Genomic DNA, 18,950 nt, shown 5'->3' with positions numbered 1-18,950 from the left:
GGGCAAATACGAAAAAGAAATAACCAGATACGGGACTGTTATGGGAACGGACAGAAAACAAGCAACTATTGAGTTTCATCTGCCTTACAACGCAAAAAACCCGCTCTGCGCGGGTTTTGTCGAAGGAGATACTCTTATGTGGAAAGATTTCCTGATAGTAAACCGATTATTCGCCCGCAGCCTGTAATACCGCAGGCTGAGGGCGGGACAGAAAGATGGTGATGCCTGCCAGCAGTGTCAGCACACCGCCGAGCAGAAAGGCACTGCTGACGCCCGCGTGGTCAGCGAGGATACCGCCAGACAATGCACCCAGCGCAAGCGATGTCTGGAAGACACACACCAGCAACGCCGAACCGGTTTCAAACAACGCAGGTGACGCCTGATAGGTCCAGATATTCAGACACACTGGCAGGGCCCCAAAGGCTAATCCCCAGAGAATTACCAGTACACAGGCCAGCGCCAGCGGCACCGGAAACAGCGACAATACCAGCACCGAGACGCTGAGCAGCAGCATGTTGAGCATAAATGCCTTCTTCACACCGAACTCACGGACAGTGATTTCACTGGTCAGTGTGCCTAACAACCCCGCCACACCATAGCCCATCAGTAACAAAGAAATATTGCCGGCAGAAAGGTGCAGGTTAAACCGCAGCCATGGCTCGAGGTAGGTATAGGCTGCGAAATGACCGCCCGCCATAAATACCCCGATGATCAGCGCATAGCGGATCCCCGCAACTTTCGTGACGCCAAGCATCGCACGCAGGCCGATAGATTGCTGGGCGGGCAGCGAAGGCAGCGCCACCCATTGCAACACAAAATTGCAACACAAAAAATGCCAGCGCCAGTACGGCATTGAGCGTAAACGCCATCCGCCAGCCGAACAGATCGCCGATAAAAGCGCCCGCCGGTACACCTGCGACCGTGCCGACCGCCACGCCAGCGGTGATCAGCGAAATGGCCCGTGCACCCTGCTCTTCTGACACCAGCCGTCGTCCGGAGGGAATGGCAAACGACCAAAATCCCCCCACGCCGATACCCAGAATAATACGTCCGATCAGCAGAATATTGAACGACTGCGCCAGTACGGCGATACCGTTGGCCACGATCACCGTTGCGCTGAGCAACAACAGTAAGGTGCGGCGATCCATTTTTCGGGCAAACAACATAATCAGCGGCGCAGAAATTGCAGCCACTAAACCGGGCAACATCACCGCCAGCCCCGCATGCCCTTCGGTAATGCCCAGAGACTGGGCGATCGGCGAAAGTAAACCGATCGGCAAAAATTCAGTATTAACCAGCGCGAAGGTGCCGCAGGCCAGTGAGAAAACCGCCAGCCAGCGGCGGAACGCAGAAGTTTCTGGCCGGGTGTCCAGCGATGAGCACTCAGTCATTTTATTATCCTTAGCAAGGTGAACTATTTCATGTCTGTATAATCTGGCTAATAAACGTGATCACTATCACAGGGTCAAGGCATTTTCATAATGAGTGTTAGGGTATTTCTTATCCGCCTGCCGGATAAGCCAGTCTCCGCCTGCCATGCCGGCTGCAGAGGTACGCGGAGGTTCAACTGAAAAAGGCACATACAGATAACGCGGACAGGAAATCTCTCCACATATAAGTATGTTGTAACTAATGTGCAAAAACAGTGAAATTAACCGCCGGATACGGCGGTCAAAAAATGATGGAAGACAACACGGGAGTACCGGGGTTAATGCGACACTGATTTTGAATAAAGCTGGATGATCATAATACCGAGGGCGATGCAGCCCATGCCAATCAGCGCAGGCGTATCAAGCCGTTGTTTGTAGATGAAAAATGACATTGTCGACACAAGGAAAATCCCCATTCCTGCCCAGATAGCATAGGCGATGCCGATATTCATCACTTTAACAACCTGGGAAAGTCCGTAAAACGATATGGCATAACCTACAACCACAATGACGCTCGGAACTAACCGGGTAAATCCATTGGATGCCTTCATCATCGTGGTAGCCAGCGTTTCAGCGCAGATAGAAACAGCAAGGATCAGATATATTTTGAACATAACACCTTCTGAATATAAAATTTAAAAAAATAATACCATACCCCGCCCCCCAGTATTTAACGCAATTAACCTCCTCTTCTGACCAAAATGATTGAAAACGACGGGGACGCAGACATTCAGTGATTTCCTATTTTTACAACGGGTGCAATTTCAAGCAAATCTTTTCTGTCATGCTGGATAAGATGTGAGTTCGAAGTTTTTAAGGTGGCGAAACCAATGTCTATTTCATTGACGACGAGAGAATTTATACTTTCATCTTTAGAGAAAGTGGGTGTTGACAATAGGAAGCTGGCAGCAATCGCAGAGGGCGCTGAAATCTACGGACCTGAAGGCTTACTTGACTCAATACATTTAGTGGGTTTCATCGCAGAAATGGGTGAGTGGATGGAAACCAGAACCGATTCATCCGGGAGTTTTTTTGATATCCTTGATGGCGATCTGTTCGAAAACTTCAAAAATATCAATGAAATTGAAGCGCTGTTAAGCCGGAGGTATAGCCATGTTAGCTTTTCCTCCTGACAGCCGGTTTATCAGCGCAGAAAAAATCGAAGACATTTGTTATCAGCGTCTGGCTGACCAGGTTCCGACACCTTTCTATGCCTACAGCGCATCGCAAATACGGGCAGACTTTTCAGCGTTAAAAAATTCACTTCCTGATGATATTCACTATTTTTATTCGCTTAAAGCGAATCCGAATAAAGCGTTAGTACGCCTGTTAAACCAGGCCGGAACAGGCTGTGAAGTATGTTCTCTGGCAGAACTCGAAACGGTATTAAGTCAGGGCGTCGAGCCGCAAGATATTATTTTCGTCGGCCCCGGAAAATACATTGCTGAATTAACGCAATGTTGTCGTATTGGTATTAAAGCTGTCGTCATAGAATCCATTGAAGAAATGAAACTGCTCAATGACATTGCAGCAAGCATAGGCGTTATACAAACCATTGCGTTACGCATCAACCCGGACTTTATTGGCGAAAAAGCCAAACTGGTGATGAGCGGCAAGCCCCGGCAATTTGGCATAGACGAACAACTTTTACCACAGGCCTTTTCCTGTGTCGGGCAGCAGAGTCATTTACGGCTCGCGGGGATCCACATTTATCTCGGTACGCGGATCCTTGACTGGCAGGCACTGGCTAAAAATACTTTGAATATTCTGTCGCTGGCCGAATCTTTGCAGAATACCTACAAGATTCATTTTGATTTTGTTGATGTCGGCGGAGGTTTTGGTGTCCGGTATTTTGACAAAGAAAAAGCGCTGGATATTGATTCGCTGGGTGATGCGTTAGCGGACATTATCCGTACTTATCACGAAAATTTCCCCCGGTGTAAAATTATCGTCGAGTTGGGCAGGTATCTGATTGCCCGCGCCGGTGTTTTCGTTACCCGGGTTAACTACCTCAAGCCCTCGCGGGATGAATGGTTCGCGGTTTGTGACGGGGGTGCCAACTGTCACGGCAGTGCGGCAGGGATCAATTCTTTGATTCGCCGTAATTTTCCCATGGCCCGCCTGGGTGAAACCCGCTCCGACCAACAATATCGTTACCAGGTCACCGGGCCGCTTTGCACACCCACAGATTTATTAGGCGAGAACGTTATGCTGGCTGAACTGCGTCCAGGTGATCTTATTGGCATCGGACATTCAGGCGCTTACGGGGCCAGTGCCTCACCGGTAAACTTTTTAGGTTTTGGTCATCCTGCCGAAATTCTGGTGGAGAAAGATCAGGCTTTTCTTATCCGGACCGCAGATAACATTGAAACATTATTGGCGCCTCAGATTTGTCAGCCATTATCTGTTGCGAACGCCTAAGGTACCTCTATGTCTCTGGAGTTTTCCGCATCAAATATTCTGTGGCATGAGTTTGAAAAAAATAACGTGCCTTCTCCGGCAGCGGACAGTGAGCAACTCGATAAAGTTAAAAGTTTTGTTAACGCTTTTTTCCAGTCCCATTCCCGGATAAATGAAGCCCCGCTTCGGCCGGTCTCCCGTTGGTATAATGCAGATAACCTGACCTTCACGGCGATGCTCAAAAAGTTGGTCACTCAGCTTGAAGAACAGGCGCTGGTGAATGATCTCGATTTGGTGGTGCTGACCCACTGGACGCCTGATGCAGAAATCGGCGCGTCGGTAACCAATGCCATTATTTACGAAACCGGCTCTCATAACGCTTTTGGTATCGCCATCAGTGATCATGGTTTAAGCAGTGCCTTTGTTGCGCTGCAAATCATTGAAGATTACCTGGAGGATATTGGCGGGGACGGGCGTTCCCGCAAGGCGCTTCTGATGATGGCCGATCAGGATGCGATCCTTTATGACAGCCCTTATCTCGCCAGTTTCCGGCCTTCTGCCAGTTGCTGTTTGCTCCTTTTACAGAGCTTCGCACCCGCCGGTGTCCGCAGCGCGCCGGGCAATATTATCTTTAAAAATTATCAGAAGACCGCACTCCCGCTTTCCGGGGCGGGCATTTATCCTTTGCTGTCCACGCTGGATATGTTCAGTGATACGGAAAACAAATTGCCTCTGATTATTCTGACAACAATGCAGTTGTCGTCTGTATTGCGCCGGGATGAAAACTTCCCGTCTATCCAGATAGAAACCTGGGACGATGCCTTATTGTCTTCAGCGCCCTGGGTATTACTAAAAAAGCTGGCCCGGAATAATACGCGATTCTTATTCATCGTCCCGGAGGGGAAGAACATGATATTTGCCAGTTTCGTGATGGAGGGCTGATCGTGTATATCCATGCCACCACAAAACTGGTTGCTCCCGTACTTACGCCGCTGTCTGTACTGGAAAAAAAATACCGCTGGGGGGAGCGCAACCATAAGATTTTTAGCCGGTTTCATAAGATGCAGTCTGCCAGTCTCTTTGAACATGAGGCATTACCGGATCTGATCATCCGACTGCTGCAGCAATTACGCGCGGAGTGTGACCCCGGGTTATTTCGTCAAATTCGCTATGTTGCCTGGGCGCATTCTCTGCATGCCGTCAGTCCGTTCGACCTTATGACCGGGCAGTCCGGCGGACTTCAGGCGCTTTTTGGTGATCGGGATATTGAATTTTTTTCGGTAACCCAGGCATCCTGCGCTTCGGGTCTGGTGAGTCTGAAATATCTGCAGGCAAAAATGAGCGCCGCGCAGCAGAATAATGCCCCGGTGTGTGGCCTGTTGATCACCGGCGAAAAATGCTTTCACCGTACGGTACAATACGTCGATCAGAACGGTTATTTCGGCGAAGCTTTTTGCGCCACGCTGGTCGGTATGTTGCCTTCGGTACAGTCACTTCGCCTGCGTGCACTCCACATACAACAACTTGCTGCTTATGGCACACGTATGCGGTCAACGGATCGTGAAAGTGAAAATGCTTATGATCACGCATTTCTGCCGATGATGACCGAAACCATTCAAAAAGCGCTGGAAGCCGCCGGGCGCAAGCCTGAAGACCTCAGCGCCGTGCTCCCCTATCACATCAGCCCGGTGACTTTTGATCGCATTGCCGACCGTACCGGTTTTGGCAGAGAGATCATTTTCCATCATAACCTTTACACGCTGGGTCACTGCTTTTGCAGCGATGCGTTTCTTAATCTCCACAGTCTTCTCGCCCGTCACGATCATCCTGTGAAGTCTCAGTGCATGCTTGCGCTGGCATCCGGTGTGGCGGGCACCTTTGGCGCCATGGTTCTCGAATCAGAAAATGAGGGTAATCAATGAATACAAGCCATTTAACGCATTGGCTGGCCCGTTCTGCACAGGCATTCCCGGAGAAAACAGCCCTGGTTGCCGGTGATGATGAGATAAGCTGGGCAGCACTGTCCCGGCGGGTCATGAAGACGGCCAGCTATTTGCAGCAACATTCTATTAAACGGGGCGACCGGGTGGTGGTTTGGCTGCCCAACAGTATCGACTTTGTGGTGTGTTTCTGGGCGGTTCAATACCTGCAGGCTGTCTTTGTTCCTGTAAATCCTGATACGCCCGTCGCGCGCGTGCGCTGGATATTCAACAATGCCGAGGCTGCATTGCTGGTCAGTAGCAGTGAACAAGCTGCTGCGCTGTTTGCCCTGCCCGCCGATGAACAAGGCCAGCGCTCCCCGGGCCCGGTGCTGTTTGATAAGCCTGGTGCGGAGAACCTGATCCATCCGGTATTGCTGACCTTACAGCATATCGCAGCACAAGCAGACGTTGCGCCGCTGACGGTGGAAAATGCGCTGGATATCGATTTGGCCAGCCTGATATATACATCAGGTTCCACCGGCCATCCCAAAGGTGTCATGCTCACCCAACGCAATATGTTGAGTGCGGCGTCGTCGGTGTGCACTTATCTGGATCTCCGGGCAAGCGATCGCATCTTCTGCACTATCCCGATGAGTTTCGACTACGGGCTTTATCAGGCGATTCTGGCCGCCAGAGCAAGCGCAACACTGATCATTGAAAAGGATTTCAGTCGCCCGCTGTTTGCCCTAAAACAATTGGTGAAACACCAGGCAACGGTATTGCCAATTGTTCCTACATTGCTGGCTCTGATTGCCCCTCTGGCAAAGCGTTATGATTTTTCTTCTCTGCGTAAAATCACCAATACGGCTGCCGCACTGCATTCCAATGATATTGATACACTGATCACCTTATTCCCTCAGGCGGAAATTTTTTCTATGTATGGCCTGACGGAATGTCATCGCTGCACCTGGCTGCCGCCGGCGATGTTGTCAACGCATAAAGAAAGTGTCGGTTACGCCATTCCGAATACCGAACTTTGGGTGGTCGATGATAACGGCGTGCAACACCGTAACAATGCCACCGGTGAACTGGTAATCCGTGGTGCGACAGTCATGCGGGGATACTGGCGCAATGAAGAACAAACGCAAAATAAATTGCGTCCCGGCCCGCTTCCCGGCGAATCCGTACTTTATACGGGGGATATCTGCAGGCTGGATGAACACGGCCTGCTTTATTTTGTCGCCCGCAAAGATGACATTCTGAAAACCAACGGTGAGAAAGTTGCCCCCAGAGAAGTCGAAGGCGTACTAAAACGTATACCCGGCGTCGGACAAGTGGCGGTGATTGGCCTCTCTCATCCGGTTTACGGTGATGAAATCATCGCCTGTATTGAATGTGTGACAGCCCCTGATATTGCCCTGCTTAAAGCGTTTTGTCAGACACATCTTGAAGGTTACAAGCGCCCTCACCGCTACTATTTCAGCGAATCATTGCCCAAAAATCCTAATGGAAAAATTGACCGTAACCGGCTGCCTGAGCTCCTGTTATCCCCGCCCCATGATGTTAAACGCGAATCCGTAAAATTATAAGGAAATCATCATGTTTACCTCAACCATCATTGAAGCTATCGGTTTAGTGCTTGAAAGTTCTCATCTCTCAGAATTACATGCAGAAACGCATCTGGAGCGCGATTTAGGGTTTGAAAGCGGCCTGTATATTGAGCTGATTATGTATCTTGAAGAGAAAATCGATGGTCTGATCCTTGATCCCGCCACATTAGAATTTGAGCATTTCGAAACCGTCGGCAGTTTATCGAACTTCATTCAACTCCAGCTCGCGAACCGGGCTGCTTAAATGGATGCATGGACAGAAATTATCGCCATTTTTATGCGTTTCCGGCATCAGCCCGGTGCGGCCTGGAACCATCACGCGCAAAGCTGTGATTATGCGGCGCTGGGCCAGCGCGCGGCAGATCTTGCCGTGCTGATACGCCGGCACCAGACCGAATACAACACCCATTTAAAACCGGTGCTGGTATACGGGCATAAGTCATTTGATTTTATTGCCGCCTGGTGGGCATGTCTGATTTGCGGTTGTCCGGTGGTGCCGGTTGAATCGGACCACAGTCCTGAGCGCGTTGAGAAAATTGCACGCACGGCTGGCGCTGACCTGCTGGTGAATACCGGCACGCCAGCCGTTCAGATAAACATTGCCGGGGCTATCCACACGGCAGCTGTCAGCGCGTCAGGTTGTACTGAAGCCATGTTGCTTGAACTGCTCAGGGAAAGCCGTCAGCGGTTGCATGATGCATCCGGCATTCCCCTGGCTTATATCATGTTTTCCTCCGGCACCACCGGCGAGCCCAAAGGGATCCAAATCAGCCTGCAAAACATGGTGAATTTCATCCAGTGGATCCGCGCAGATTTCCCGTTAAACGGCGCAATCACCGGCAATGTTCGCTACTGCTTTGATGTTTCGTTATTTGAAATCTGGTTAGCCTGGATTTTCCTGCAACCTCTGTCAGTACTCGATCATCGCGAACTTATTAACACCCGTAAGATGATTGCTCAGCACGCACAGGCCGGGGTTGTCTGCTGGGTATCCACGCCCTCGATGATCCGCCTTTATCTGTTAGATCCCATGTTCAATGCAGAGCAACTTCCCCGGCTCAGGCGGTTTATTTTTTGCGGTGAAACACTGACCAAAGACATCGTCGCTCAGCTATGGGCACGCTTCCCTCTGGCTGCGGTGATAAACACCTATGGCCCGACGGAATGTTCTGTGGCAGTGACCTCCGTGCTGATCACACCGGAGATGATGAGCGATGCATTGCCATTGCCGATTGGCGCTGCCAGGCCTGGTGCGATGCTCAGCCTGTACGTACGGCACGGTGGCACCGGCCAGGGCGAGCTGCTCATTAGCGGAGCCTGTGTCGGCCCCGGTTATCTCAATGCACCGGAGAAACAACGGACCCAGTTTATCCGGCATGCGGAGCAAAACGCTTATCTGACCGGTGATATCGGCCAGATGAAGGCGGATTATTACTATTTTCTGGGACGGGAAGACGGGGAAGTCAAAATCCAGGGGCACCGTGTTGATCTTTATGAAATAGAGCACTTCCTGCGCGACCATAATCTCGTTTCAGATGCCGTGGTTACGCCTCATCTGCGTAAAGGTCATGCGGAGGCCATTCAGGCCTGCGTCATCCTCAATGGTTCAGGCACGCTCTCTGAACTGGGTCATGCCATGCAGGCACACTTTCCGCCTTGGTCCATCCCGCGTTACTGGTATGCCATTCCTCAGACTGTTTTGAATCATAACGGGAAACTGGATCGTAATGCGGCACGCGATCTGGCGCTCAATAAAGGGGAAAAATATGTTTTTATCGCAAATCAGACCGTTATTTGACCGGCTGAGAAACCGCAGTAACGCCACTGCGCTGATTAATCAGCAGGGAAGATACAGCTTTGCTGAACTGGGCGCCCGCACGGCAGCTATCGCGCATTTTCTTACCCCGCATGCAGGCTGCAATGTTCTGATTTTCGGTCATAAACAGCTCGATGCGGTGGCCTGCATTCTGGCCTGCATCAGTAAGGGATGTTGCTTCACCTTTGTTGACCAGGCGAATCCGCCGTCAAGAATTGAGAAAATTGCCAGGATGACAGGTACGGAAGTGATCATTACCACCCTGGCACAACCGCTTGCAGGGCTGGAGCCCTGGCCGCAGTGCGTCAGCGCATCACTGCACGATATGTCTGCCGCTTCTCTGCCCGAGGAACCGCTCTTAACTCAGCCACTTTTTTATATCCTGTCGACATCAGGCAGCACCGGTGAGCCTAAGGGCGTCAAGGTCAGTTATGACAATTTTGCGGCGTTCAGTGCCTGGTTCGCGCCCCAGGTCACCGCAGGAAAAGACAGGGGTTGCCATGTCAATCATGCCTGTTTTTCTTTTGATATGGCCATTCTCGATCTAATCCCCGTCCTCAGTAGCGGGCAGACAGTGCTGATGCTGGATCATTGCAATAATGTTTTACCCCGGCAAAACATAAAGCTCATGACCAGAGAGCCTGAAGCGCCTGTCACCAGCTGGTTTTCAACCCCCAGTTTTGCCGAAATCATGCTGAAGGATCCTTTATTTAACCACGTAACATTTGCCAGTCTGAGGCGTTTTTATATCGGCGGTGAGCGGGTTGCGCTGGGTTTAGTCACACAATTGCAGACGCGTTTCCCGGGGCTTGAGGTACTGCACGCCTATGGCCCGACAGAGACGACATGTGTAACGCACACGCATCTTTTGTCCCATCCGCCGCAGCATAATGCCGGCTTGTTGCCTTTGGGCAGGCCTCAGGGGCTTAACCGCATGCGCATCGTCGATGAGGCAGGTCATGCCGTTTCCGCGACGGTAACGGGCGAAGTCAGGCTTTATGGTCCTCAGGTTTCACAAGGCTATCTGCCTGAAGATCACCCGCGCAATCAGGCTTTCGGTGAGGATGAATTTGGCCGGTATTACGCAACAGGAGACCGCGGTTTTGTCGATGAAAACCAGTCACTGTTTATTTGCGGAAGGGATGACGGGCAACTTAAGCTGCATGGCAACCGTATCGAACGGGCAGAAATAGAATCTGCTGTCTGCGCAAATACCAATGTTACCCAATGCTGCGTGGTGCCGGTTGAAGAACAAGGTAAGGTGACCGACCTGCAACTGTTTGTACAGTTGCATGAGGACAATCTGCACCACCGGCAAAGCTTACGCCGTTTTTTGTCTGAGCAGTTACCGGGATACATGATCCCCAGGCAACTGGTTTTTTGCCAGTCCTTCCCGATCACGTTGCATGGAAAAATAGACCGGCAGGAACTCGTCCGACAACATCTCTTATCTGATATTTTTTAACGGCTCACCTGCAAGCACATATAAAAAACTCAATGTGAAGGGTGAGACAATCTCCGGCATGGAGTTATCTTCATCGTATTGAAGAATAGCTGATTTTATGAAATGTGAACGGGGTCATAATGCGTTTTGATCATACCGGTTATGTCGTGTCAGATACAGATGCAACTGCGGCGGCTATTAAAATTTTCTTCCCCGTGATCATCAGATATAAAGAACAGATTAATGCTCAGCAAGTGTTAATTACATTGCTGGCCACGGCAGATGGAAATAATCAGGTTGAACTGGTTGAACCATTAAAAAGTAATATTCACCTGCAAAGCATGCTGGAAAAATCAGGGAAATCCTCCCTTCCCTATCATATTTGTTTTGTTGTAAATAATTTTGACGAACAATACCAGGAGATGAAGTCCGCAGGCTGGATTGTATTAACGCGCCCGTTTAATGCTTTCAAAAGTGATCATCGCGCCAGCCATCTTTATCATCCGGATGCCGGAATAATCGAAATCATGTCGGGGGCGTTATGAAATCATTTTCCGATCAGGCGTCAGACATGGACTTTTTAACCCCAGGCTCAGATGCGCAGGATATTGCCGACCAGCTTCGTCAGATAGTCTCCCCGGCCCAAACACGTATCGTCATGCGCGAATGGTCACAGTCCGCAGCATTTAACCGCCTTGGCCTGCCCGCTAAATATGTATTACAACAAAATATACAGAATTATCAGGATATCAGCCTGGCAGCACGCTACCGGCTGTATGAAAAAGTGGGTTTTATTTCCCCGATCCTTATGTTTTCTGCGCCCGGCCCCGGTATGGCGGCATTTGCGGTTTCCGGGCTCGGCACAGAGCAACAACAGGATGCTTTTTTTAGCCGCTTTCAGGAAACTTTAGGCTGGTCATGTTTTGCGATGACTGAACCGGAGCAGGGAAGCGATGCAGGCGCCATGGAAACCAGGGCGTCGCCGGTCAGGAACGGCTATCTGATCTCGGGCAGAAAAATGTTCATCGGCAATGGCATGATTGCTGATACCGGTGTCGTATTTGCCCGCACAGCACCTGGGCCGCTGGGTATTAATGCCTTTATATTTAATCCTCAGGTTGCAGAAATCTCGCGCTACGCACTGGAATTAAACGGCTTAAAAGGCACCAATCTTGCCCATATAGAGTTTAATGACGTATTCATTCCTGAAGAAAATATGTTGGGCCGGCACCTGAAGCCTACCGAACGATTTGCAAAATCAGCCATCGCCACATTTGATGCCCTGCGTCCCTGCGTCGGCGCGCTGGCGCTGGGTGTGGCACGACGTGCGTTACATGAATGGCAATCCCATCTTCAGCTTACCGTGTCGCAGTCTGCGTGGTTATCGCAAACGGAACGTCGCTGGCTGGCGGTATATCACCATGCCCTGCGAAGTTGCCAGCAAACCGACGATAAACAACCACCTGACAGTCATCCCGGCATGGTGAAAACCAGCTGCGTAATACTTGCCGATGAGATAATCAGCTGGCTTATTCATGATACGCCAGCCGGGAATATGCCCCTGCTGAACAAACTGTGGCAAGCATTCCGTGACGTGAAAGCCTTTGAATATACCGAGGGCACACGGCAGATCCATCGTTTAAATCAGGGATTTTCACGCAGGCAAAGGATGAGCACATGCCTTTAACCATTACCCTGCTCGGCCAGGGCGCGATAAAAGTTCGCAGTTGCTGTGAAGCGGTGACGCCTGACAGCCGGCATTTTATTGCCGCTGGGTTACCGGAGACCGGGGCAACATCTGGGACAGAAGATTGCTGGTATCATCACTGGCCGGAAGAAGATTGCGGAAACCGCCTGCATGCAAAAATTCTTCTCACACTTTGCCATCACCATTCCCACCCTTCTGCGAAGAGCCTGCTGGTCTATGATTCGCTTTATCCGGCCGCACGCGGAGCAACCCCATTGCTCCAAAGTTTACTTTGTCACTGTCCGGGGTTTTCCGAAGCCTGGGGAATTTGCAGCGGTTGTTTTGATCCCGATGCCGCCAGTGCCCTTGCCCGGGTTCTGATGACGGAGGAATGTCGTTTGCTTTACATTTTCGATCCGATGCAAAGACTCAGTCAGTGCCCGACGCCTCAGGAGTCAGAATTGCATTATCTGATTTTTTCGGCGCGGACGTTGAGACCGTCATGAATAATAGGCTGGATTCGCTGATAGAAAAGCTGTCCTCGCCCGCTGTTTTTCCTATGCGTGCCTCAGAGGCTCAACAGCTTGCACTGATGAGAACACAGACCCTGGATTGCGGGTCACATCGCAGCAGGATCCTGATCAGTGGAAATCCGGGGTACGGGGCAAAAAAAGCACTTTTATTGCATGGATGGGGAGGCCATCCGCTGATGCTGGCCCAGGCTAAGGATATCCTGCAGGCGCAGGGGTATGAGGTGTATTTGCCATTTTTGCTCGGACATGATCCGCAAACTCCGGCACCGGCTGATTTACCTGTGCAAACTCAGTTACTGCTCACCCTGCAAACGACATTTGGCACTTTCGATACCGTCGTGGCACATTCCGCTGGCGGACTTATCACCGCCTTGTCGGCATCTCTTGGGTTTCGTTTCAGGAAGCTGGTGCTGATGTCGGTACCGGCCTCTTTTACCAGCCTGCTTCGGCACTTTTTACGGCAAAACCGTCTTCCTGTTCAGTATCTGGCCCCGCTGTGCGCGGAGTACCGGTCCCGTTTTCCGGCCGCCGGCATGCCCGAAACAGACGCACTTTTTGGCCTGGGTGAGATACCGGCCTTAATAGTGCATGGTCAGCAGGACAATAAAATCAATCATGCCGATGCGCGGAAGATTCATCATCAGTTACCCAACAGCCGGCTGGAATTAATAGAAGATACCGGCCATCTGGGCGTGCTGACCCATGTCAGGACACACCACGCCCTGGCCTCTTTTCTTCGTGCGGCAGGCGCTGGTGATGAAAAAAGGAGTCATCATGTTGGGTCATATTGAATCCATTACGGTATACATCCCTGAGCAGCGTAAATCGCTGGCTGAGGTGGCCCCGGCCCTGAATCTGAGCCCGCTTGATGTCAGAATGTTTTCCCGCTTTTACGGATTGGCAAACTTTCCGCGCCAGCCAGGTTCCCTTAATGATCTGTTGCGCCCGTTGTTAAAACAATTCACCGAAAATCATGCGCACTGTATTTCCCGGATAAAACATGTCGTCCATGCCCATACGCTGCCCTGTATCCGTCCTTTTGACCTGCATGGTAAAGCGTTGCTTGATGAAGCCGGATTTTCTGACGATACCCATTACATGTCTCTGACGATGGGACATTGTTCAACGTCATTATCCGCCGTCGACTATGTCTGCAGGCGGCTTAACGCGGGAGAATATGCCTTACTGCTGGTTGGCGAGAAAGCATTTCATCCCAAAGTAGAACTTATTGACGACACCACTATCATGGGCGAGGCCGCCTGCGCCGTTTTGCTCAGCCGCTCGGGTGAACGTTGCAGAGTGACCGCCAGATACAGCATGCAGGCAGGCGAATTTAGTCAGCATCGCGGAAACGCAACAGAAGAAGAATCCCGCTTTGCCAGCGTTTATATTTCTTTTATCGTCACTGCGATGCGCAATGCCCTTGGACATTTTGGTCATACCGCCAGTTCGCTCGCCTGGATTGCGCCGCATAATGTCAATTTATCGTCGTGGCAGAGGCTTGCTGATGAACTTAATATTACGCGTCAAAAAATATTCCTCGAAAATGTGCCGCGTTATGGTCATTGTTTTGGCGCTGATCCTTATCTGAATTTAGCCACATTGATCCGTCAGAAAAAGTTATCACCCGAGACGAATGTGATGATGGTGAGTGTGGGCCTGGGCGCAACGTTCTCTTCATTACTGTTAGGCTTATCTGACGGTAATGAAATTCCGGTGTTTTGCAATTTGGAGCAATTTCCCGATATTAAGCAGGATTAAGTTAACGCTCACGTGTTTCTTTATGTGATGTATTAACTCCTCATGGCTGATATTACAAAACTCTACCCGCAGCTGAATGAACTTAATGCCGTGCTCACTGCCGCTGGCAAATTGTCAGAATATAATCCGGACCACGCGGTGACTGGTTTTGATCATCCCGAACTGATGAGCATTGCCTGTATCGGTATTCCTTCCCGTTTTAATCCCTGGGAAACCGCAGCATTCTCTGACGTTGATTATTCACATCACTTACAAATCATCGAATATTTAAGCCGGACAGATGCCAGCGCCATGATGATGCTGCCCGGCGCTTCCCTCAGCACACGCGCCATTTTGACGCTCGGCACTGAACAACAACAGGCGCGTTTTTTCTCCTGTTTTGAACACAGTCCTGCCTGGACATTTTTTGCGGTGACCGAGCCCGGAGTCGGCTCTGACGCCACAGCGGTTTCCTGCGAACTCACGCAAAATAGCCAGGGATGGTGGCTTAACGGACAAAAGATGCTGGTCGGCGGCGCAATGCGTGCCAGTGCAGGTTTGGTATTTGCACGTTATGAACAGACCCACCGGTTAGTGATGGTATTTCCTCAGGGGAAAACCGGGGCCTTGCAGCGTGAACTGCTCGATACATTCGGATTAGCCGGCGCTTCGCTGACACGTCTGACGATGACGAATTTGCATATCAAAGAAGACGATATTTTAGGACTCGGTCGCCGGGGATTGCAGCAGGGACTTAACGCACTGAGTAAGGTCTTTGAGAGACACCGTCCGATGGTCGCCGCCATGGCGCTGGGCACCACTTACGGGCTGCTGAAGGCGCTGGAAACGCGGCCGTTGCCGGTCGCGGCAAAAAACTGGCTCGCCGGTCAGTGGCGTAAATATCATGCCCTCTTTCAGCAGATGCTCACACTGGCACAGGGATATCATTCGGGTCAGCAGCAGTATGCCCAAACCAGTCGCCTCAAATTAAGTGCCACCCGTCTGGTCGAGGAGACTGCACGTCATCTGCCCGACTGGCTGGCAACGCAAGACTGGCTGGAAGACACCTTCCTGCGCAAACGCTACCGGGACAGTTTCGCTTTTGAATACATGGAAGGAACCAGCAATATTCACTTGCTTAACAGCTTCCGTCCGCCTGAAACCCGGGGGGATCAATACCATGCTGTACCTTGATCCCGCCGATATTGTCAGCCGGTCGTTCCACCATACTGAGGTTCCTCAGCCCGAATGGGAGGAAGATATTCCTCACTGGCGTTCGTATGTTCAGCACTTTTTCGCCGCCAGCGGTGAGACGCTCAGCGCAGAGGATGAACAGGTTAATGCCTGGATCAGCAGCAACGAACGGGCAGCCTTCAGTGATATGGTCGCTGCACTGCTGCCAGACCTTGCACCGGTGGTACAGCCGCAGCGGGTGAAAACGGTGCTGATGGCGCACTGGACACCTGACCTGCACATGGGCAGTTCCGTGGTGAATTTAGCCATTCATCAGCTTGGCCTTGCTCACTGTCTGGCGCTGGCTATCAGCGATCGCGGGCCGGATGCCGGTTTGTTTGCACTTGATGGCCTCAGCGACTGCCTGCGCGGGAAAGATGAAGACGGACTGTTGCTCATCGCCGAACAAAAAAACCTGATGTATTTTTCACCGCTGATGGCGCGCCTGAAACCGGAAAATAATGCCTGCATCTGCCTGGTCAACACACAACAACGGGGTTTACGTTATCTGGGATATCAGCGCCTGACACCGTCAGCGGATCTTAATACAGACATCCTGAAATCTGTTGCTCACTTCGGGCTGAGCCTTGAACAGTTAACGCTTATCGGCCCGGCCCGGTGTCTGGCGGCTTTGCCTGCTGGCTGCACGTCCTTCGCCGTCAACCCGCATTTACTTTGCGCAGCACCCTTCGTCGCGCTGGGTGAAATCTTTCAGCCCGGGCGTGACTACCTGTTAATGAGTGAACACGACGGACAGATTAGCCTGTGCGGCCTGGCCGCCGCAGAGAAAATGACATGAATATTTTTGCGCTGAAAACCTTTATTCCGCCTGCGCGTTTATCGCTTGAAGACATTCTCAGCCGACGCGGCGCACATCCCGGTGAAGCCCGGACATTCCGGCATCTTTTCGGCTTTCAGGCAGCATCAGTCCTGACAGCGGAGGAAAGTGCAGCCACGAGTTTTGCCTCACTTTTACAGCAAGGTGCCGGACAGCTGAATCAGGCGGAAAAAATCGATGCCATTATTTTAGTTCAGGGATTGCCTGCCCGTTCACAGCGGCAACATGTGGATTTAACACTGATACGGCAACGTTTCGACTTTATTGCTCCTGACGCTCATCTTATCACCCTTAATCAGCAAAATTGCGCCACGTTATTCTGGGGGCTGCTGATGGCACAACGTATGCTCGAACAGGGTAAATACCGGTGTGTGGCACTGCTGGCCGGCGATACTTTGGCAGATTTCGATCTGGCTGAACGCTATGTGCCCGGCTGCACATTGATCGGAGATGCCTTCATTTGCGCACTGCTCAGGCCGGGGGGCGGTGAGCGGAGAGTCACGGGCATTCATTGTTTTCATCATCCTCAATTCTGGCAGGGCCTTGACGGCAGCCGGGATGATATCAGGGGTTTCTACCAGGCTCATGATGCGCTGGCCGGTCAGGCGCTCGGGAAATATTCGCCCGCAGTGCGCCGGGAAGCCTGGTTGCTGCCTCACAACATTAACCGCCTCAGCTGGCAAACCTGGCGGCGACATTCAGAACACGCACAACAGCGCATTGCGACCGATCTCATCGGGGAATGTGGTCATTGTTACACCACAGATCCTCTTTTATTGCTCAATGACTACTCCCCGGCAGAGACCGGCCGGCCGGCATTATTGCTTTCTGTCGGGCTCGGCGGCTGGGTGGGCAGCGCCATGATCACCTCAGATACTCTTGCGGAGCATCAGTATGTCCAATAACGCGCAAGCCATCCCCTTTTTTACCCCGCCGTCCATTCAGTATGCGCAACTGGGTTTTCTTAAAATCGCTGAACTGGCGTGCCGTCAGAAGGGAGATAAGGTTTGGATAGGTGAAAAAGAAGATGCCGTGTTGTTGCTTGCCGGTGCCCGGCATATACGTTTACTGATTGAGCAGGAAAGTCAGTTCGTGAAGGAGTTTGATCATCTCTCTTCTGCCTCAACCATCGGACGCATCTTACTGGGTCAGTCCCTGACGACATCAAAAGAAGGTGAGGAATGGCGCCTGGCGAGAAAACTCACGACACCCCTGGTAAATCCGAAGACGGCCTTACTCAAACAAGGCACCGAACTCTCTGCCCGCTGGCTGCTCAACGTTTTACAGAACCCTGCGCAGATCTCATTGCGTGAAATCTGCCTGCACTGGGCGCTGATGTGTGTAGCTGAAGGATTTTTTGGTCAGGGGATCAGTCTGTCACAACTGAATACGCTGATTGACCATTTCCGTCGCATCTATCTGCAACTGATTATCGCTGCGCCGACCTCAGATTATGAGGAACTGTGCCGCCATCCGGCACTGGTCGCCTTCCGACAGGAAGCGGAATCACTGCTCGGCCCGTTGCTCAATGATGCAAAGCCCGGCAATACCACTATGCTGGAACGTCTTTGTCAGGCACTCAGTCCCGAAGCCAATCCAGAAGCACGGGAAAGGGTCATCAATCTCCTGCTTGGAAATCTTGCCGCCAGCGTAGATAACACAGGTATTGCTTTGTTATGGAGCCTGACACATCTTTCGCAACACCCGCACTATCAGCAAGCCGTGCGTGAGGAAACGGCGCACGGCAAACGAAATATGGCGTCAGCCATTGTCCGGGAATCGCTCAGGCTCACGCCGGTCACCGCATTTTTTGAACGCCGTGTGGCCGAAAACCTTGTTGTAGATGGCCATGTTATTACGGCGGGCACGCGCGTGCTATTTTCTCCGTGGCTGGTACACCGCAATCCAGCCTGTTGGGCAGAACCGCTTTGCTTCAGGCCGGAGCGCTTTCTGAGCGAAGATAAAATTGCACCGGAGATTTTCTTACCGTTTAGCGTCGGGAAGCGAAACTGTGTGGGCATGACTCTTGCACTTGATCAACTGACGACGGCTGTTGTGACGCTGTGTGAAAATTTCCAAATTTCGCTCTCACCCTCAACATCTCCTGCGGCCCTCACCCCGCTTTTTGAGCTTAACGTCGTCCCCCGTGGAGATATTTCCTTTATTCTCGGGTCAATACACAACGCTGAACTGAATGACTGCATCCGGTGATCTGCCCGCACTCAGCCGGTTCTGTTTCTGACAATCTCAGTCAATCACCGGCAAGCAAAAGTAAGCACAATGATGAGAAGCAGGCA

At 51.4% G+C, this 18,950-nt stretch carries 20 protein-coding genes; 17 read left to right on the top strand and 3 right to left on the bottom strand.

The window, feature by feature from the left end; all coding sequences use genetic code 11:
* Positions 1–166 precede the first annotated feature (166 nt).
* The 3 genes from J1781_RS26165 to J1781_RS10885 all read right to left on the bottom strand — a co-directional run bounded on the left by J1781_RS26165 (position 167) and on the right by J1781_RS10885 (position 2,044).
* Entirely contained in the window at positions 167–697 is a 531-nt protein-coding gene (locus J1781_RS26165) for an MFS transporter (RefSeq protein ID WP_238483511.1), read from the bottom strand.
* On the bottom strand, positions 642–1,391 hold the full coding sequence (locus tag J1781_RS26160; protein WP_238483510.1) for an MFS transporter: 750 nt from the start codon (positions 1,389–1,391) through the stop codon (positions 642–644). The genes J1781_RS26165 and J1781_RS26160 overlap by 56 nt, the downstream gene beginning before the upstream one ends.
* A gap of 317 nt (positions 1,392–1,708) precedes the next feature.
* A complete protein-coding gene (locus J1781_RS10885; RefSeq protein WP_217138758.1) occupies positions 1,709–2,044 on the bottom strand; it encodes a DMT family transporter in 336 nt (111 codons plus the stop codon).
* 216 nt (positions 2,045–2,260) lie between these two features.
* On the opposite strand from J1781_RS10885, the gene J1781_RS10880 reads away from it, so the two are divergent.
* The 17 genes from J1781_RS10880 (at position 2,261) to J1781_RS10800 (ending at position 18,864) form a co-directional block, all read left to right on the top strand.
* Positions 2,261–2,563, top strand: coding sequence for a hypothetical protein (locus J1781_RS10880; protein WP_129953427.1), 303 nt, complete (start codon positions 2,261–2,263; stop codon positions 2,561–2,563).
* Positions 2,544–3,851 (top strand): type III PLP-dependent enzyme domain-containing protein, encoded by a 1,308-nt coding sequence (locus J1781_RS10875; protein WP_217233531.1) that lies wholly within the window; start codon positions 2,544–2,546, stop codon positions 3,849–3,851. The genes J1781_RS10880 and J1781_RS10875 overlap by 20 nt, the downstream gene beginning before the upstream one ends.
* 9 nt (positions 3,852–3,860) lie before the next feature.
* Entirely contained in the window at positions 3,861–4,772 is a 912-nt protein-coding gene (locus J1781_RS10870) for a hypothetical protein (protein ID WP_217157393.1), read from the top strand.
* A 2-nt stretch (positions 4,773–4,774) separates the two neighbouring features.
* Positions 4,775–5,752: a 3-oxoacyl-[acyl-carrier-protein] synthase III C-terminal domain-containing protein gene (locus J1781_RS10865; RefSeq protein WP_217233530.1), complete on the top strand. Its 978-nt coding sequence runs from the start codon at positions 4,775–4,777 to the stop codon at positions 5,750–5,752.
* Positions 5,749–7,341 (top strand): class I adenylate-forming enzyme family protein, encoded by a 1,593-nt coding sequence (locus tag J1781_RS10860; protein WP_129953423.1) that lies wholly within the window; start codon positions 5,749–5,751, stop codon positions 7,339–7,341. Before J1781_RS10865 ends, J1781_RS10860 begins: the two co-directional genes overlap by 4 nt.
* Positions 7,342–7,351: 10 nt before the next feature.
* Entirely contained in the window at positions 7,352–7,606 is a 255-nt protein-coding gene (locus tag J1781_RS10855) for a phosphopantetheine-binding protein (RefSeq protein WP_129953422.1), read from the top strand.
* A complete protein-coding gene (locus J1781_RS10850; RefSeq protein WP_217233529.1) occupies positions 7,607–9,160 on the top strand; it encodes an AMP-binding protein in 1,554 nt (517 codons plus the stop codon).
* Positions 9,129–10,643, top strand: coding sequence for an AMP-binding protein (locus tag J1781_RS10845; RefSeq protein WP_217233528.1), 1,515 nt, complete (start codon positions 9,129–9,131; stop codon positions 10,641–10,643). Before J1781_RS10850 ends, J1781_RS10845 begins: the two co-directional genes overlap by 32 nt.
* A gap of 119 nt (positions 10,644–10,762) precedes the next feature.
* Positions 10,763–11,167 (top strand): VOC family protein, encoded by a 405-nt coding sequence (locus tag J1781_RS10840; RefSeq protein WP_129953419.1) that lies wholly within the window; start codon positions 10,763–10,765, stop codon positions 11,165–11,167.
* 26 nt (positions 11,168–11,193) lie between these two features.
* Positions 11,194–12,309 (top strand): acyl-CoA dehydrogenase family protein, encoded by a 1,116-nt coding sequence (locus tag J1781_RS10835; RefSeq protein ID WP_238483209.1) that lies wholly within the window; start codon positions 11,194–11,196, stop codon positions 12,307–12,309.
* Positions 12,300–12,815, top strand: coding sequence for a hypothetical protein (locus J1781_RS10830; protein ID WP_217233527.1), 516 nt, complete (start codon positions 12,300–12,302; stop codon positions 12,813–12,815). The genes J1781_RS10835 and J1781_RS10830 overlap by 10 nt, the downstream gene beginning before the upstream one ends.
* Entirely contained in the window at positions 12,701–13,633 is a 933-nt protein-coding gene (locus J1781_RS10825) for an alpha/beta fold hydrolase (protein WP_238483509.1), read from the top strand. Before J1781_RS10830 ends, J1781_RS10825 begins: the two co-directional genes overlap by 115 nt.
* Positions 13,617–14,603, top strand: a complete 987-nt coding sequence (locus tag J1781_RS10820) for a 3-oxoacyl-[acyl-carrier-protein] synthase III C-terminal domain-containing protein (protein ID WP_217233526.1) — start codon at positions 13,617–13,619, stop codon at positions 14,601–14,603. Before J1781_RS10825 ends, J1781_RS10820 begins: the two co-directional genes overlap by 17 nt.
* Before the next feature lie 42 nt (positions 14,604–14,645).
* Complete coding sequence (locus J1781_RS10815; protein WP_217138767.1) at positions 14,646–15,776, top strand: acyl-CoA dehydrogenase family protein; 1,131 nt, start codon at positions 14,646–14,648, stop codon at positions 15,774–15,776.
* Complete coding sequence (locus tag J1781_RS10810) at positions 15,763–16,614, top strand: hypothetical protein (protein ID WP_217138768.1); 852 nt, start codon at positions 15,763–15,765, stop codon at positions 16,612–16,614. Before J1781_RS10815 ends, J1781_RS10810 begins: the two co-directional genes overlap by 14 nt.
* Positions 16,611–17,558 (top strand): beta-ketoacyl-[acyl-carrier-protein] synthase family protein, encoded by a 948-nt coding sequence (locus J1781_RS10805; protein WP_129953412.1) that lies wholly within the window; start codon positions 16,611–16,613, stop codon positions 17,556–17,558. Before J1781_RS10810 ends, J1781_RS10805 begins: the two co-directional genes overlap by 4 nt.
* The gene (locus J1781_RS10800) at positions 17,548–18,864 is read left to right on the top strand and encodes a cytochrome P450 (protein ID WP_217138769.1); all 1,317 of its coding nucleotides are present in this window, start codon (positions 17,548–17,550) and stop codon (positions 18,862–18,864) included. Before J1781_RS10805 ends, J1781_RS10800 begins: the two co-directional genes overlap by 11 nt.
* The last annotated feature ends 86 nt before the right edge of the window (positions 18,865–18,950 follow it).

This window comes from Rahnella perminowiae (genome assembly GCF_019049695.1).
GTDB classification, from domain to species: Bacteria; Pseudomonadota; Gammaproteobacteria; order Enterobacterales; family Enterobacteriaceae; genus Rahnella; species Rahnella perminowiae.
Note: the sequence above shows the minus strand (reverse complement) of the source record. Positions and strands in the feature narration are given on the sequence as shown.

What these genes read in the sequence shown, in the direction of transcription:
- J1781_RS26165 (WP_238483511.1), bottom strand. Translation starts at nt 697, where the DNA reads ATGGCGGGCGGTCATTTCGCAGCCTATACCTACCTCGAGCCATGGCTG.
- J1781_RS26160 (WP_238483510.1), bottom strand. Translation starts at nt 1,391, where the DNA reads ATGACTGAGTGCTCATCGCTGGACACCCGGCCAGAAACTTCTGCGTTC.
- J1781_RS10885 (WP_217138758.1), bottom strand. Translation starts at nt 2,044, where the DNA reads ATGTTCAAAATATATCTGATCCTTGCTGTTTCTATCTGCGCTGAAACG.
- J1781_RS10880 (WP_129953427.1), top strand. Translation starts at nt 2,261, where the DNA reads ATGTCTATTTCATTGACGACGAGAGAATTTATACTTTCATCTTTAGAG.
- J1781_RS10875 (WP_217233531.1), top strand. Translation starts at nt 2,544, where the DNA reads ATGTTAGCTTTTCCTCCTGACAGCCGGTTTATCAGCGCAGAAAAAATC.
- J1781_RS10870 (WP_217157393.1), top strand. Translation starts at nt 3,861, where the DNA reads ATGTCTCTGGAGTTTTCCGCATCAAATATTCTGTGGCATGAGTTTGAA.
- J1781_RS10860 (WP_129953423.1), top strand. Translation starts at nt 5,749, where the DNA reads ATGAATACAAGCCATTTAACGCATTGGCTGGCCCGTTCTGCACAGGCA.
- J1781_RS10855 (WP_129953422.1), top strand. Translation starts at nt 7,352, where the DNA reads ATGTTTACCTCAACCATCATTGAAGCTATCGGTTTAGTGCTTGAAAGT.
- J1781_RS10850 (WP_217233529.1), top strand. Translation starts at nt 7,607, where the DNA reads ATGGATGCATGGACAGAAATTATCGCCATTTTTATGCGTTTCCGGCAT.
- J1781_RS10845 (WP_217233528.1), top strand. Translation starts at nt 9,129, where the DNA reads ATGTTTTTATCGCAAATCAGACCGTTATTTGACCGGCTGAGAAACCGC.
- J1781_RS10840 (WP_129953419.1), top strand. Translation starts at nt 10,763, where the DNA reads ATGCGTTTTGATCATACCGGTTATGTCGTGTCAGATACAGATGCAACT.
- J1781_RS10835 (WP_238483209.1), top strand. Translation starts at nt 11,194, where the DNA reads ATGGACTTTTTAACCCCAGGCTCAGATGCGCAGGATATTGCCGACCAG.
- J1781_RS10830 (WP_217233527.1), top strand. Translation starts at nt 12,300, where the DNA reads ATGCCTTTAACCATTACCCTGCTCGGCCAGGGCGCGATAAAAGTTCGC.
- J1781_RS10825 (WP_238483509.1), top strand. Translation starts at nt 12,701, where the DNA reads ATGTCGTTTGCTTTACATTTTCGATCCGATGCAAAGACTCAGTCAGTG.
- J1781_RS10820 (WP_217233526.1), top strand. Translation starts at nt 13,617, where the DNA reads ATGTTGGGTCATATTGAATCCATTACGGTATACATCCCTGAGCAGCGT.
- J1781_RS10815 (WP_217138767.1), top strand. Translation starts at nt 14,646, where the DNA reads ATGGCTGATATTACAAAACTCTACCCGCAGCTGAATGAACTTAATGCC.
- J1781_RS10810 (WP_217138768.1), top strand. Translation starts at nt 15,763, where the DNA reads ATGCTGTACCTTGATCCCGCCGATATTGTCAGCCGGTCGTTCCACCAT.
- J1781_RS10805 (WP_129953412.1), top strand. Translation starts at nt 16,611, where the DNA reads ATGAATATTTTTGCGCTGAAAACCTTTATTCCGCCTGCGCGTTTATCG.
- J1781_RS10800 (WP_217138769.1), top strand. Translation starts at nt 17,548, where the DNA reads ATGTCCAATAACGCGCAAGCCATCCCCTTTTTTACCCCGCCGTCCATT.